Annotated in this window: 12 protein-coding genes; 6 read left to right on the top strand and 6 right to left on the bottom strand. The window is 63.6% G+C overall.

The features are described from left to right. Positions 1-182 precede the first annotated feature (182 nt). From FYJ44_RS10185 to FYJ44_RS14965, 3 genes are all read left to right on the top strand, one after another. Positions 183-329 carry a hypothetical protein gene (locus FYJ44_RS10185; protein WP_229772657.1) on the top strand — a complete coding sequence of 49 codons (147 nt, stop codon included), beginning with the start codon at positions 183-185 and terminating at the stop codon, positions 327-329. Between the two features lie 486 nt (positions 330-815). Next, positions 816-1,211, top strand: coding sequence for a hypothetical protein (locus tag FYJ44_RS14745; protein ID WP_229772656.1), 396 nt, complete (start codon positions 816-818; stop codon positions 1,209-1,211). Between the two features lie 6 nt (positions 1,212-1,217). Then, positions 1,218-2,888, top strand: coding sequence for a methyl-accepting chemotaxis protein (locus tag FYJ44_RS14965; RefSeq protein ID WP_326833682.1), 1,671 nt, complete (start codon positions 1,218-1,220; stop codon positions 2,886-2,888). Positions 2,889-3,032: 144 nt separating this feature from the next. On the opposite strand, the gene galE is transcribed toward FYJ44_RS14965, so the two are convergent. The 4 genes from galE to FYJ44_RS10160 all read right to left on the bottom strand — a co-directional run bounded on the left by galE (position 3,033) and on the right by FYJ44_RS10160 (position 10,716). Next, on the bottom strand, positions 3,033-4,019 hold the full coding sequence (gene galE, locus FYJ44_RS10175) for a UDP-glucose 4-epimerase GalE (protein WP_154511756.1): 987 nt from the start codon (positions 4,017-4,019) through the stop codon (positions 3,033-3,035). 142 nt (positions 4,020-4,161) lie between these two features. Next, entirely contained in the window at positions 4,162-6,486 is a 2,325-nt protein-coding gene (locus FYJ44_RS10170; protein WP_154511754.1) for a sensor domain-containing diguanylate cyclase, read from the bottom strand. Positions 6,487-6,715: 229 nt separating this feature from the next. Then, a complete protein-coding gene (locus FYJ44_RS10165) occupies positions 6,716-7,387 on the bottom strand; it encodes an adenylate kinase (RefSeq protein ID WP_320860912.1) in 672 nt (223 codons plus the stop codon). A gap of 176 nt (positions 7,388-7,563) precedes the next feature. Next, the gene (locus tag FYJ44_RS10160) at positions 7,564-10,716 is read right to left on the bottom strand and encodes an AsmA family protein (RefSeq protein ID WP_229772655.1); all 3,153 of its coding nucleotides are present in this window, start codon (positions 10,714-10,716) and stop codon (positions 7,564-7,566) included. Between the two features lie 241 nt (positions 10,717-10,957). On the opposite strand from FYJ44_RS10160, the gene FYJ44_RS10155 reads away from it, so the two are divergent. Further along, a complete protein-coding gene (locus FYJ44_RS10155; RefSeq protein ID WP_154511750.1) occupies positions 10,958-11,971 on the top strand; it encodes a glycosyltransferase family protein in 1,014 nt (337 codons plus the stop codon). Positions 11,972-11,983: 12 nt separating this feature from the next. Here FYJ44_RS10155 and FYJ44_RS10150 read toward each other — a convergent pair whose 3' ends face one another. Beyond that, positions 11,984-12,331 carry a hypothetical protein gene (locus FYJ44_RS10150; RefSeq protein WP_154511748.1) on the bottom strand — a complete coding sequence of 116 codons (348 nt, stop codon included), beginning with the start codon at positions 12,329-12,331 and terminating at the stop codon, positions 11,984-11,986. 107 nt (positions 12,332-12,438) lie between these two features. On the opposite strand from FYJ44_RS10150, the gene FYJ44_RS10145 reads away from it, so the two are divergent. Continuing rightward, positions 12,439-13,851: a radical SAM family protein gene (locus tag FYJ44_RS10145; RefSeq protein WP_154511746.1), complete on the top strand. Its 1,413-nt coding sequence runs from the start codon at positions 12,439-12,441 to the stop codon at positions 13,849-13,851. Positions 13,852-13,876: 25 nt separating this feature from the next. Further along, positions 13,877-14,599, top strand: coding sequence for a helix-turn-helix transcriptional regulator (locus tag FYJ44_RS10140; protein WP_195841009.1), 723 nt, complete (start codon positions 13,877-13,879; stop codon positions 14,597-14,599). Here FYJ44_RS10140 and FYJ44_RS10135 read toward each other — a convergent pair. Continuing rightward, positions 14,583-14,972, bottom strand: coding sequence for a cupin domain-containing protein (locus FYJ44_RS10135; protein WP_154511742.1), 390 nt, complete (start codon positions 14,970-14,972; stop codon positions 14,583-14,585). The two genes, FYJ44_RS10140 and FYJ44_RS10135, sit on opposite strands and share 17 nt — an antisense overlap. Between the last annotated feature and the right edge of the window lie 33 nt (positions 14,973-15,005).

Genomic DNA, 15,005 nt, shown 5'->3' with positions numbered 1-15,005 from the left:
GTTGCGGCCAATGCGGTCGCGTCTGGAATGCCTCAATATGGGCAAAAAAGTTCGCCCATTCTCCTCAGAATATACTCACCGCCCGCCCCTGGCAATGCCGTATGACGGGAACACCCCGCGCCGTCTCCGGCCGATGTGGGCATGGTGGGGCGAATGCGGACATCTGCGTGCAGCATTCCTCTGTGCCCATCACGTGCTCCTTGCATCCACAGGCCACCCTGGCCAGAGCGCTGCAAAAGCACAAGCAGCACAGCGTAATTTCCGCCTTCACCACCCGGAAAGTGCAGATCAGCAACTGGAGTCTTCCGCTCTCTCTGGCCAGCCGCTGACGCAAAACGCCTTACCCGGATATGACTTCCGCGTCCGGGCACGTTGCCGCGCAACCGCCCGATGGCAATCACATAATAGAGTGATAATTTCAAAAATGAACCCAATTATAATTACCATTATTTATTACAATAAATAAAATACATATATTAGGGTAATAATAAATATGTTTTCCAATAACGCTTGATAAATCGTAAATTTCCTGTTGCATCTTCCCATATTTCGTTTACGCTTAACAGGCATACCATGTTGTGGATGTAGATTGGGGAAAATCTCCGCGGCACAGGCTTGAGCGTCACGTTCGCGCGCCTGAGGTCCCGGACGGTTTCCCCGCGAAGCCCAGGCCCGGTCCCCTCTCCCGGTCCACATCTTCGCCAACGGCGCGCCCTGCCGGGGCGCGCCGGTTTCTTCAGCTATTTTCAAGCCCGCCAGGCAGCCTTCATCTTCACGAAGGTCCGGCGCGGCGCGCCCTCATACAGGAGTAACCAGTGACCATACGCGCCAAACTCGTCAGTCTTATGGCTTCCTTTATCGCGGCCATCGTGCTTGTAGTGTCCTTCATGGCGTACTATGCCTATGAAAGCAGTTATCAACTGGCCGCGAGCGGTTCCAAAACCGTCGTGCAAAGCGCCGCCGGCTATGTCGCGCTTTTCTTCAGAGACGCCGAGAACAACAGCGCCTTTCTGGCCGGTCTGCCGCAGACGGCCCAGGCCGCCGGGCGTCTTCCTTCCCACGTCCATCTGGACACGGCCAGGACCCACACCCGCGCGGACATGAGCCCCCAGGCCATGACCCTGGACAAGATACTGGAACAACTCGCCGCTTCCAACGCTTCCTATCTGGCCATAGGCTACGGCTCCACGGACGGGGGTTTTATGGAGTAGCCCCCCATCGACTATCCCGCCGGTTTCGACCCGCGCAAGCGTCCCTGGTTTCAAAGCGCCGAAGCCAGCGGCTCGGGCGCATCCCATTCAATCTATCTGACCGCGGCGGGCACGCCCGTGTGCTCTTTCGCCCATACGGTCAGGGAGAACAACAAACTGATCGGCGTCTCCTACATTGAAGTGAGTCTGTCCACGCTCTCCCAAAACATTTCCGCCATGGAAATCGGGCAGACCGGCCGCCTGACCCTGATTGATCCCAACGGCATCATCGTGGCCACCCGCGTCGCGGAGGCTTTGTTCAGCAAAGTGGCTGACAAAAAAATGCCCGGACTCGACAAGGTCTACGCCATGTCCGACGGCGTGCGCATGACCGAGGTCAACGGCCGGGATGTGCTGATCAACGTCTTCAGCGACCGGCACGGCTGGAAATACATTTACGCCATCGACGCCAGTGAAGTTTTTGAAGGCACCTACGCCATGCTGAAAGTCAGCCTGATTTTCTCGCTGCTCATGGCCGTGGCGGTCTTCATTCTGGGTACGCTCATCCTGCGCAGCATCAACCGGCCTCTGGGCCTGCTCAACAGCACATCCGAAACCATCGCCAACGGCGACATCCAGGCCAGCCTGCCTGACAGAAAACTGTTTTCCGGCGAATTGCTGCGCCTGTACGAGAGCTTTGCCAAAATGCTCGCCCATATCAGCGAAACTCTGCGCCAAGCCAGGGAAAACGAGCAAAAAGCCCACAGCGAGGGAGAAAAGGCCCGCTCCTCCATGCTCCAGGCCGAGGAAGCCGGTGCGGCGGCCCGGACCAAGACCGAGGCCATGCTGGCTGTGGCCGACAGGCTGGATGAAGCCATCCGGGTCATTTCCGCCGCATCCGGCTCGCTCTCCGTCCAGATCGAACAGTCCGACCGCATGGCCTCTCAATCGGCCCAGCGTCTGACCGAGGCGGCGGCCGCCATCAACGAAATGGACGCCACGGTGCGCGAAGTGGCCCGCAACGTCTCCACAACCACCCAATTCTCCGGCGACACCAGGGCCAAGGCTGAACACGGCGCGCAGATCGTGCACCAGTCCCTGCAGAGTATTGAGCAGGTCCGTACGGTTTCGCTGGAACTGCAGACGGATATGGAGCAACTCAACGAGCACGCCGGAGCCATCAGCCAGATCATGACCGTCATTTCGGATATCGCGGACCAGACCAATCTGCTGGCCCTCAACGCGGCCATTGAGGCGGCGCGCGCGGGCGAAGCCGGGCGCGGTTTCGCCGTGGTGGCCGACGAAGTGCGCAAGCTGGCCGAAAAAACCATGGCCTCCACCCACGATGTGGGCAACGCCATCAAGGCCATTCAGGAAAGCACCAACAAAAGCATGGCCTCGGTGGAAAACGCCGTGGTCCAGATCAGCAGGGCCACGGGCTATGCCAATGATTCCGGCCTCGCCCTCAGCGACATCGTGGCCACCGCCGAGGCCACGGCGGACCAGATTCGCGCCATTGCGACCGCCAGCGAGGAACAATCCGCCGCTTCGGAAGAAATCAACGCCAACGTCGGGCAGGTCAGCAGCATGATCGGCCAGACCGCCGAAACCATGGCGGAAGCCGCCAAAGCCGTGGCCGGGCTCGCCGCCCAGACCGAGGACCTGAGGGCGCTGGTGGCGCAGATGAAACAGGAATAGCAAGCCCCCCGGTTCTGAAAGTTTCCGCGGAACAAGAGGAGCGGCATCGCCCATACGCGATGCCGCTCCTCTTGTTCTCTTTCATCCGCCGCGAACCAGACCGCGTCCGGGTTCAGGCTTAGAGCGTTTCAAAATTAATCTGTTCTAGTCGCTGAAACCGTGCGGATGCGCGCGATGCCACTCCCAGGCCGAAGCGATAATGCCTTCAATGTCCACCTTCGGCTCCCAGCCCAGCACCTGCCGCGCGCGCTCCGACGAGGCCACCAGGCGGGCCGGGTCCCCCGCCCGGCGCGGGCCCGCGCGCATGGGGACGGCGTGCCCCGTGACCCGGCGCGCGGCCTCGATCATGGCCCGGACGGAAAAACCCTGCCCGTTGCCCAGATTGCAGACCACGCTCTCCCGGCCGCGCCGCAGATGGTCCAGGGCGCGCATGTGGGCGTCGGCCAGATCCATGACGTCCAGATAGTCCCGGACGCAGGTGCCGTCGGGCGTGGGATAATCCTCGCCGAAAACGGTGATATGCGGACGCTGCCCCAGCGGCACCTGAAGAATCAGGGGAATGAGATGGCTTTCCGGACGGTGGTCCTCGCCGATCTCGCCGCCGGGCAGGGCTCCGGCCACGTTGAAATAGCGCAGGACCACCGAGCGCATGCCGTGGGCCCGGCCCGCCCAGTCCATGATGCGCTCCATCATCAATTTGCTCTCGCCATACGGGTTGGTGGGCCGGGTGGGGGCGTCCTCGCTGATGGGCACGCTCTCCGGCTCGCCGTAAACCGCCGCCGTGGAGGAAAAGACGATCTTGTCCACGTCGTGCCGCAGCATGGCTTCCAACAGCGTCTGCATCCCGTGGACATTGTTGTTGAAATAGGGCAGCGGCTTTTCCATGCTCTCGCCCACCAGGGAACTGGCCGCGAAATGGAGCACCGCCTCGATGCTGTTTTCGGCAAAGACCCGGTCCAGCGCCGCGGAGTCGCGGATGTCGCCCTGGTACAGGCGCACGCCGCCGGGCACAGCCTGACGGTGGCCGGTCAGAAAATTGTCGATGACGACGGGCTCCTCGCCGCGCGCCAGCAGGGCGCGCACATTATGGGAACCGATATAACCGGCTCCGCCGCAGACCAGAATGGACATGACGCTTCCCTCCCTTGCTCGTTCCTTATGCGGGCGCCGCGCGCCGTGCGGCGCCGTTTTCGCTTCCCGCCCGTCCTGAAAGAGCCGCTTCACGCGGCTCTCCGGGCAAATCCGGCGGGCGGAGGGCAACGCCGGTTTTGCACTATGACCCGGCGGATTCCGCGTCGTTTTCAGCAGCGGGGGCGTCAATGGCGGCATTGACCACGCTGGCCCCGTCGGGAGGCGGCAACGCGCCCGCTTCGCGCATTTCCGCGTAGAAGACACAGCCGTTTTTACCCATCCGCTTGGCCTGATAGGTGGCCTCGTCGGCATGCTGGTAAAGTTCCGGAAAGCAGCGGCCGTCGTCGGGCGCGCAGGCCACGCCCATGCTGGCGGTAAGTATGCAGCGGTTTTCGCCTTCGCCCCACTCGGTATGCAGATCGCCGCCCAGTTTGGCCGCCCGTTCGCGGATCTGCTGCATGCTCAGCCGTTCGGTGCAGAAGACCAGAAATTCGTCGCCGCCGATACGGCCCGCAATGTCCGCAGGACGGAAATTATGGCGGATGATCCGGGCCATGGCGCAGATGGCCTGATCGCCCACGGCATGGCCCAGCCGGTCGTTGATATTCTTGAAGTTGTCGAAATCAATCATGAACATCGCATAGCCGCCCGGCCCGTCCAGGCCGTGCCGATCAAGAAAACGGGCGATGGCCTGCTCCGTGGCGAGCTTGTTGTACATGCCGGTGGCGCTGTCGCGCGCGGCCTGATTGCGCAGGTTGAGTTCCAGGTTCTTCTGGTTGTCGATGTCCGTGATGATCCCGATGACATAGATGGGCCAGCCGCTGCCGTCCATGATGTTGGAGGCTTCGACCCTGTACCAGCGATACAGGCCGTCCACGTCGAGCAGGCGCAGCTCCGCCGCGCGCCGGCTCTGCTGCAGGGCGTCCTGGAAGTCCCGCAACGCCTCGCGATCGTCCGGGTGCACGGGTATCTGGCTGCCGTCCGGGTCCGGCTCCAGAATGTTGAACGCCGAGCCGAACAACTGCATCCAGCGCGTGCTGCAATAAAAGTCGCCGCTGAGCAGATCCTGTTCAAAAATAATGATGTCGTGCTGCTCAAGAATGAAATGATAGCGCTCGTCGGAAATACGCTGGGCCTGCTGCATGGACTTGTTCTGCGTGATGTCGAAGACGATGCTGGCGATATAGGGCTGCCGGCATTCGTCATAGGTCAGGGTGCCCTTGTTGTAGAGCCAGATCAGATCGCCGTTTTTGGCCCGGGTGCGGTACTCCACGTCAATGGCCTTGTTCTGCTCCAGCTGCCGGGACATGGTCAGCAGCACCGCATCCCGGTCCTCCTCATAAATGGTGTTGGCGAAACTGTTCTCATAGATGCGCTCGAATTCTTCCCGGCTGTAGCCCAGCAGATCGAGGTAATTCTGGCTGAGAAACAGGAAGAAGCCGTTGACGCCGCTGATTTTCTGCACCCCGCCCGAAATGTTGGCGATAATGGCGCTGTATTCTTCCTGCTGTCGACGGATGTTCCGGTGGGAGCGGCGCTGGGTGTACACGACGAAGAGCAGCAAAAGGACAATAATGGCGGATACGCGCAGCATCAGGGTGCGGGTCACCGCATTCTGCCGGACGATATACTCATCCAGAACGCCTTGCGGCAGGATGGAAACCAGTTGCCAGCCGTTCCGCGCCAGATCCACACGGCTCATGTAAAAAGCATAGTCGGCGCCCTGAAAACGCAGTACCGCATTGCCGCTCTCGCGCATGGTCTTGAAAAAATCCCACATTTGGGCGGCGCTTTGGGACGACTGGGCGCGCTTTTGCCGAAAATCCCGGACCAGGGTGTCCAGATCGCGCCCCGGCGGCAATATGCCGAAAAGCACGTGGCCCCGGCTGTCAAAAACCAGATTGTAGGTCCGGCCGTCAAAAGCTCTGGTTTCAATGCTGCTCCGCAAGGCGTCGGTATTGATGCCCGCCACCAGCACGGCCTTGATCTTATCCCCGCGCCGCACCGGCGCGGCAATGACCAGCACACGGCGCTGGTCAAAGGTGGAACTCATGTCGGCGGCTATGCCTGTGTCGCCGCGCAGGGCGTGCTGAAAAGCGGGGTCCGCGCTCATGTCCAGTTCATGGCCCAGCGCGGAAAAGCCTTTGCCGTCCGGCCCCAGAATGCCGAAATTGCGTATGCCCGGCTCCAGCAGCAGCTGGCCGAAATGGCGCGCGCTTTCCGGGCTGACCAGAAAATCCTCGTCAGCGAGAAAGCGGGCCAGATCCTCCAGGTCGCGGAGGCGTTCCCCGAACTGGCGCTGGAAGTTCTCCGCCGCGTAGAGGGTGAACTCCTGCAGGCGCAGAGTCAGGTTGGCGGTGATGTCCCGCGTGGTGCGGGCGCCGTAGTCCCGGATGGAGAAGATCAGCGCCACGACCAGCACGGCAAGAAACAGCACGGAAATTATGGCGTTGGACAATTTGAACATACTGCATCCGTTGCGGGCATTGCTCTCTGGAGAACCGCCCTCGCCGGGGCGGGCCGCAGTACGGGATACATCGGCGGCAAGGTCCGGCGCGGCACGGCAGTGTCGCGGATCAGTCGAGAATATGAGGGGCAGCATAGCCGCAAAACGGCCAAAAGGGAACCCGCCGGGACTGGGGAAATCATAAAAAGTGCCCCTTGCGGGGCACTATACATGTCGTGTGGCGGCGAACTCAGTTCAGCTTGGAAAGCAGGGTCTCCTTGATGGAGTCAATGCTGCCTTCGCCGTTGAGCTCAATGTACTTGGTCTTCCCTTCGGCGGCCAGATTCTTGAAGAAATAGGCCGCGGCCAAGGTGCCGTCCTTGGTGTTGTAATAGATGTCGTGGCGCTTGTTGATGGCCGCCTCGTCCTGGTCGTCGCTGCGGGTGGAAAGCGGCGCCCCACAGACGCGGCACTTGTCGCCGTCGGGCTTGATGGCGTCAATAAAGATATTGTTGGGGTGGTTGTTGTTTTCCTTGCAGAGGCGGCGGCCCATGATCCGGTTTTTGGCCACTTCGCGCGGCAGCAGGATTTCCACCACGTAGTCGAGCTTGAGGCCTTCCTTCTGCAACGCGTCCCACAGCTTCTCGGCCTGGACCATGTTGCGCGGGAAGCCGTCCAGCAGCCAGCCGTCCTTGCCCTTGGTCTTCAGGGTTTCCAGCACCATGGGAATGGTGATGTCGTCGGGCACCAGGTCGCCGCGGTCAATGTAGGCCTTGGCTTTTTTGCCCAGTTCCGTGCCGCCGCCGATGTGTTCGCGGAAAATGGCCCCGGATTCGATATGAGCAAGATTGTACTTTTGTTTGATCAGATTGCCCTGGGTGCCCTTGCCGCTGCCGTTGGGTCCGAAAATCAGGATATTCACCGTTGCTCTCCTTGACGGAACCGGATGTTGATTTGTGCAAAAAAGAACACGCTCTCTGCGGTTCTAGCCCGGAAAAAGCGTTCTGTCAACGGGAGCGGCGAAGAACGGGCGGCATGTAGGGGCCGGAAGCGCCTGGAACAGGCGGCAGGCGGACAAAAAGACAGGCATTAAAGCCCCTAGCGGAACAGCTTCCAGGTGCCCTCGACAATGCCCCCCAGCACGTCCACAAAGCCCGAGGTGATGCCCCCGATGGTGTTCAGAATCAGCTTGCCCGCGCCGATGGAGGTTTTGCTGTCGTGCAGGCTGCCGTAGAGGCGCAGGGGAAAGTCAGGCAGATTTTTCATATTCACGGTAAAGTTGCAGTCCAGCGTCTCGCTGTTCAGGTCTATCCAGCCGCCGCCATGCACTTTAAGGCCCGGCCCCTGAAGGTTGAAATCCTCGGTGCGGACCATACCGGCAGTGATAGTGCCCGAGGCCGAGGCCAGGCCGAAGAGCGTGGGTTTGCCCTTGAGCTCGCCGTCGCCGCCGCGTTTCTGGTAGGAACCGTCGCGCACGGTGAAGCGCCAGGCGCCGTCCAGAGCGGCGGGCAGTTGGCCCGGTCCGGTCAGCGCGCCCCGTACCTCGGAGCTGATGCTGCCCCGGCCTCCCAGAACCGCGTCGCCGCCCCGGTCCCGGCTGGCGGCGGTCAGATCGAAGTCCGCCACGGCCAGAGAGCTTTCAAAACGCAGGCCCTTGCTGAAATCTATTTTGGCCCGGCTTTGCAGGAGCGCGCCATAAAAACGGGCCGTGTTGGGCCCGCAGCTCAGCAGACCGTTCTCCAGCGCAAGCGGCAACTTGATATCCTGCGCTTTGAAGCGCCAGCCGGTCAGTTCCTTGACGCGCAGTTCGCCTTTGGCGCTGAAGCCGCGCATGAAGCGGAAATCCCACTTTTTGCCCGACGGCCTGGCAGCGCCCTTTTGGGTCGGCTCGCCCTTTTTGTCGTCCAGGTAGCGGTTCAGGTCGAGCTTGTCCACGCCGAGATTAAAATTCAGGTCCGGTTGCGGCTTGCGCAGGGAGGCGGTCAGCGAACCGCCGACCGCGCTCTGGTCCAGGTGGGCGCGGATATTGCTGAGCGAGAGCGTGTCCGGACCGCCCTTGAAGTCCGCTTCCAGGCTGAGTTTGTTCAGGGCGGGCGGCAGCTTGGCCGCCGTGTTGAACGCCAGGCGCAGGGTGCGGCTCAGATCCCGGCTGAGCGCCGAAACCGAGCCCTGCCAGCCCAGCCCGCCCTTGCCGCCGATGACCTGGGCCTGCCCCCGCAGCTCCACGCCCAAAGCGCTGGCATGCGCGTTGCCGACCGCGAGCTGATTGCGCGCGCCCTGGCAGGAAAAATCGCCGCTGAGGTCCGCCTGCAAGCCCTCGGGCAGCGAGCTGAGCGCCGGGCTCAGGCGCAAGGTCAGATTGCCGGGCAGATTCTGGAAATCCAGATTGCCGTTGCCGCCGCCGTCGCCGCTGAACCAGAGCCTGCCGTTCAGATCCGCCCGGCCGTTGAGGTCCGCGCTGTCCAGCACGCCGCGCCACTGGCCGTCCAGGCCCAGACGGCCCTTTTCCCAGGCGGCGGAACGCGCCTTGAGCTCAACCTCCATGCCGCTGAACGCCAGCTCGCCGGACGAACCGGGCAGGCGCAGGCTTCCCCGCTCGCCGCGCGCGCTCACCGTGCCGCGGAGCTTGCCCAGAAATTCCGCCAGCTCGCGGCCCTGGCTCATGATGTCCACATCGGCCCGCAAACGGCCGCTTTTGATCGGCAATACGGGCATGGCCTTGCCCAGGGGCGCACCGTTCACGTCGCGGAAACGCATGCTGATGGCATAGGGATGCTCGCGCCCGCCGCCCAGAATGCACTCGCCATGTATGCTGCCGCCGTAGAGCCGCGCGTCCGCCGCAAGCAGGGTGTCCTCCAGGCCGTTTTTGTCCATCTTGCCGGGGCTGATGACCACCTTGGCGTCCTCAATGAGCAGGGGACCGTAATCCACGCTGGCGGCGGCCAGCCGGATGTCGTAGTTCACGCCGGTTTCGCCGGGCTGAAGAGGTTCGCCCGGCAGGGGCGTCAGCGGGCCGTGGAAAAAACGGGGACCCAGCGGCGGCTTGCCCGCAGCCTCGGGAATGGCCAGTCCCAGATTGAGGCGGCCCGCCTTGAGGTCCAAAGCCACTTCCGGTTTGGCCCAGCTGGCCACGCCGCCGGAGCCGGTAAAACGCGCCCCGGCGCAGCGCACCGCGATGCGCGGCACTTTCAGGCCCTGGCCGTCCAGATGAAAATCCAGGCTGCCGTCAGTGAGATTGTCCAGGGCCAGTTGCAGGCCGGGCGCGAGGTTGCGGGCAAAACCCAACCACTGGGTCAGGCTCGCGCGGTGCAGCAGCAGGCGGCCGTCCAGGCTGAAGCCCTGCGGCGCGCCGGGCAGGCGCAGCGTGCCGCTGAGTTCCCCGCTGTCCGGCCCGAATTCCAGCTGCACCCGCTCCAGGCTGACGCTTTGTTCCTTGCCGCGCATGGCCGCCGTACCGGCCAGCGCAAAGGGCAACAGTTCCTGATCCTTGGCCAGCTCTCCGCTCAGATCCGCGTGCGCGGTCCAGCCCGTGATTCCGGCCTGAAAATTCAGCGCCAGCTTGAATCGCTCCAGATGGGGCGGCCAGCGCAGCGCGCCGCTGACCAGCAGCTTGGGCGTGGCCGTGAGCGGTCTGCGCAGGTCGCTCTCCCCTTCAACCAGAAAATTGTCCAGACGGATCAGGGGCGCCCCCTGCCGCTGCAAGAGGGCCGCGCCCAGATGCACGCGGCCGCTGACGCGGGCCGGAGATTCCGTGTCCAGGCGGCATTGCAGGCTGCCCAGTTGCAGGCGCGCGCCGTCCGTGCCCGTCAGATCGGCCTCGCCCTGGACGATGGTCATGCGGCAGTCATCAAGCAGGTCGGGCAAACCGCCGCCCCCGCCGCCAAAACGCGCCGCCAGCGCCTCCGGATCCCCCAGGGGCAGAGGCAGCGCGCCGCGCAGCCGGGGCCGCAGCAAGGATATATTGCGCGGCTCAAAGGCCCCGCGCAGCAGGGCCAGAAAGTCAGGACGCAGGGTGCCGTAGGCCACGGAGAAGTGCAGGTCCTTCCCTTCCACCGAAGCGTTGCTCACCGCGATGGAGGGCACGGGCAAAAGCACCACGTCCACGCCTTCCACGGTAAAAACCAGGCCGGTGCGCGCGGAAAGTTCATCCAGATAGTGACGGGTGAGAGCTTCGGGATTGCGCTGCAAAAGATAGAAAGCTGTCGCCAGCAGAACCGACAACGCAATCAGCAGCGCCAGAAAGATGCGCAAGAGGAGCCGTAAACGGCGAGAGGTTAAAAACATGGCTGTTGATACCGGCTCAACACATTGAGCGCTCGGGACAGCGGACGCGGTTCGCTCCGGATGGAGAAGCCGGGATGCCGCCCCACTGTCCCGCGCCTTGACGCCACAAGGCGTCAGGGCTAGGTTGAAAACCTATTTTATCTTGCCGTCTTTGGCAACAGTCCGCCGGGCGCGCCGCCTGCCGGGCTTCGGCCGCCTCTGGGGGGCTATGCAACGTCTGTTATGGATCGGCAGCCCGTTTTTCTGCCAGGCCCTGCAATCCTGCGGCTGGCAGGACGTGGCCCTGCATAATTTCGAAGACGCCCGCGTGTTCTGCTGGGAGGATCTGGTGCGTCTGGCCGGTTTCACGCCGGACGTGCTGGTGGTGGCGGATAAAAGCCGCCCGCCTTTCGTACTGGGGATGGAGCGCTTTCCCTGCCTGACGGTTTTTTACAGCGTGGATTCGCATATCCACAGCTGGCAGCCCCTGTACGCCCAGGGCTTCGACGCCTGCCTGGTTTCCCTGCGCGGCCATCTGGAGCGCTTTTCCGGCCCCTTTTTGCCGCCCGAGCGGGTCTGGTGGTCGCCGCCCTTCGCCCAAGACGAGGACCAGCCGCGACCCGATGCGCCCAAGCTCTGGGATTGCCTGTTCGTGGGCACGGTCAACGAAAACACGCCCCGGCGCGCCGCTTTTCTGCAAAGTCTGGCGGGCCGCCTGCCGGGCCTGCATGTGCAACGCGGCAATTATCGCGCGCTTTTCCCGCAGGGACGCATCCTGCTCAATCATTGTGAACACGGGGATCTGAATTTCCGGGTCTTTGAAGCCATGGGCTGCGGCGGTTGCCTGCTGACGCCGCGCGTGGGCCACGGCCTGACCGAGCTTTTCGTGGACGGCGAGCACCTGGTGGGCTACGCGCCGGACGATGTGGGCGACGCGCTGTTCCGTATCGGACTGCTGCTTAAAAATCCCGAGCTGATGACCTATATCGGGGAAACGGCCCTGGCCGAGATCAATGCCGGACACCGCGCGCGGCACCGGGCCCAAGCCTTTACGGACCATCTCTGCGATCTCTGGATGCAGGACGCCGGAGCGTTGATCGCCGCGCGCCAGGCCAGGGCCGCAGCCATCCGCGAGGAATGCCTGAAAATGCCCTACCTGCTCTGGGCCGAGGAACTGGCGGAACCGGCTCTCAGGCAAGCCTATCTGGCCGCGGCCAGAGGAAATTTCGGGTCGGCGGTCTGAAAAACGGCGGAATTAGCGGGAGTTGGCGGATTCGTCCGTGAGCGGATCGAAATGCAGGTCCAGCGCGGGATCCGTGGCGGGCTTTTCGTCCCGGCCCGGACGGCCCGGCTGAAGCGGATCCTCAAAGCTCAGGTGCAGGAGAGGGTCGCGGGCCGGAACCTCCCCGGTGGGCCGGGGCGCGGGGTCGGCAAGGCCGCTCAGGGCGTCCAGGCGCGATTCCATGGCCCGCAACAGAACGCGCATCTGGGCGTGCTCGTCCCGCAAAATCCGGCAGAGCCGTTCCTGACTGCGCAGCATGTAGAACAGCACAGCCAGCATGCCCAGAAAACATAAAAAAATGAACAACATGATGGAAAACATGACGGGCCTCACAAAAGCGCTGTGCGCGTCGGGCGGGCGGGGAGCGCCCGTCCGCGTCGCGCTTTTCCGCTTATATACGTTCACCCCGGCTTGGGCAAGGAGGATTTATGACCGCGCCGCGTCTTGAACCGCATCTGGTCATGGCCGACGAGGGCGGCAACATCTATGACGATCCCGACCTGCTGATGGTCTGCCGCCGGGGCGGCCAGTGGGGTCTGCCGCGTCCGGACGAGCTGATGCCCCTGCCCGAGGAAAGCGAACTCTTTCTCCTGCCGGGCCGCCGGGCCGTGGGCCTGAATCCGGAAAGCGGCGAAACCGAAGTTCTGGACCAGCTGGCCGTGGCCGCCTTTGCCGCGCCCGCGCACACGCTTTCGGCCCACCCGGCCTATGAGAGCGACGCAAACGCGCCCCTGCTGCCCCTTTTCGCCTACGGCGCGGTGGGCTTCGCCCGAGGCCGCTTTTACGTCTGCGCCCGCAAGGTGGACCAGGACCCGCGCCAGCAGTTCCGCCGCATCCCGCGCGGCCGCATTGAGCAGAACGTGCGCCGGCTGTTGCGCGAGCACCCGGACAACCGCCTGATCCGCCATATCCTGAATAATTGCGTGCTGCGCTATGACTGCCCGGCGGCGCGCAACTTCGCGCTGGGCCGCTATGAAGCGCCGCTGCCCACCTCGCGTGCCTGCAACGCGCGCTGCGTGGGCTGCATCTCGGCCCAGGACAAGGATTCGCCCGTGGCCGTGACGCCCCAGTGCCGCCTGGCCTTCACGCCCGAGGCCGCTGAAATCGTGGAAGTCATGCGCCTGCACCAGAGCCGGGAGGGCGCGACGCCCATCTATTCCTTCGGCCAGGGCTGCGAGGGCGACCCCCTGACCAACGCGGACCTGCTGGTGGAAAGCGTGCGCCTGTTCCGCGCCGGAGGCGGCCGGGGCACGGTCAACTGCAACACCAACGCCTCCAGTCCCGAGGCCGTGGCGCGCCTGGCCGAAGCCGGGCTGACCAGCCTGCGGGTGAGCTGCAACAGCGCCCGCGCGGACCTCTACCGGCGTTACTACCGGCCCGCCAACTACAGCTTCGCCGACGTGCGCGCGGCCATCCGCGAGGCCCGTCAGCGCGGCGTCTTCGTCTCGCTCAACCTGCTCTTCTTTCCCGGCGTCACGGACACCGAGGAGGAGCTGGAAGCCCTGGCCCGCCTGGTGGGCGAAAACGGCGTGAGCATGATCCAGTGGCGCAACCTGAACATTGACCCGGAATGGTATTTCCGGCTGATGGGCGGCGACCCGGATCAGGGCCGCGCCCTGAGCATGGCCCCGAGCATGGGCCTGGGCGTATTTATGAAGCGGCTCAAGAAACTCTGCCCCTGGCTGCGCTACGGCTACTTCAATCCCTATCTGGGCGACGCGGCGGAGATTACGGCCCCTCTGCCCGGCGCGTGGCATATGCCCGAACCCGACGCCAAAGGCGGCCCGGACGCGCTTTTGGCCCAAAATGAGCGGGATGAGCAGGACGGGGACGGGGAATGAGCCGTTTCCGCGCCCGTGGGGCGTCATGGCGTCCGTAAGCTATCAGTACTCGCCCTCCGGCGGCTTTGAGATCGTTCTTTGCCGCGACGCCGCGCGGCGCTTTCCCTGGCATCTGCACGCCGCGCATGAGGTGGCCGGCGCGGCGCTTTCCGGCGGTCTTGTGCTGGAAACCCCTTTTGGCGCACGGCGTATCCGAACCGGGGAATGCTTCCGCATTCCCCGGTTGCGCGCCCACAGGCTCACGCTGGATCCCGGCACAACCCTGTTGACCGTGTGCCGCGCGTCAGCTCCCGCCGCGGCAACGGTTTGGCGGTTGAGCGCGGCTCGCGCCGTCTGCGCCGGACTCTGCCCGGATTGCCGGGAGCAGCCCCTTTGCGCGCGTCTTCTGGATACGGCTCCGCTGACGGAAAATCTTCCGGCGGCAACGCCCATCCAAAGCGTATGCAGTCTGCTGCTCTCCGACCCCGCGACGCCCCGGCCGCTTGCACGGCTGGCCGCCCTGACCGGCTACAGCCCCTGGCATTTCCTCCGCCGCTTCCGCCGTGAAACCGGCCTGACGCCCCACGCCTTCCAGATGCTGGGCCGTCTGCGTCTGGCGCGCGCCCTGCTGCGGACGGATACGGCCCTGGCCGAAACCGCCGCTGCCGCCGGTTTTACGGATCAGAGCCATATGCACAAAGCCTTCCGGCGGCAGCACAACCTGACGCCGAAACAGTTCCGGCTGGCGAGCCTCAGGCTGGAAGCGTGACGAATTTCGCGAACAGGCACAAGCCATGTTCCCCGGCGCGCACTTCGTGCGGGACATTGGCGGGCAGAACCGCCATAACGCCCGGCGCGTAAGCGATCTCTCCTTCCGGCGTCCGGCAGACGCCGCTGCCCGCCACAACCTCATGCAATTCCAGACGTTGACCGTGCGTATGCCTGCCGATCTTTTGCAGGGCTTCGATCCTGACCAGATGGCAGGTCAGCAGGCCTTGGGTCAGCTCCGGCCCGGCCAGGTTTTTCAGAAACACGCCGGGAAAATCCTTGTGTTCAGTCCAGGGCGCGTCGGCCAAAGCCCATTGATTACCCGAAGCCGCCAGGCTGCCATTTGCAAAACAGTGGAACAGATCCGCTTTCATAAAGCCTCCCGTGTTGTTTGTGCATGTCGAGTA

Source organism: Desulfovibrio porci (assembly GCF_009696265.1).
Classification (GTDB): Bacteria; Desulfobacterota; Desulfovibrionia; order Desulfovibrionales; family Desulfovibrionaceae; genus Desulfovibrio; species Desulfovibrio porci.
Note: the sequence above shows the minus strand (reverse complement) of the source record. Positions and strands in the feature narration are given on the sequence as shown.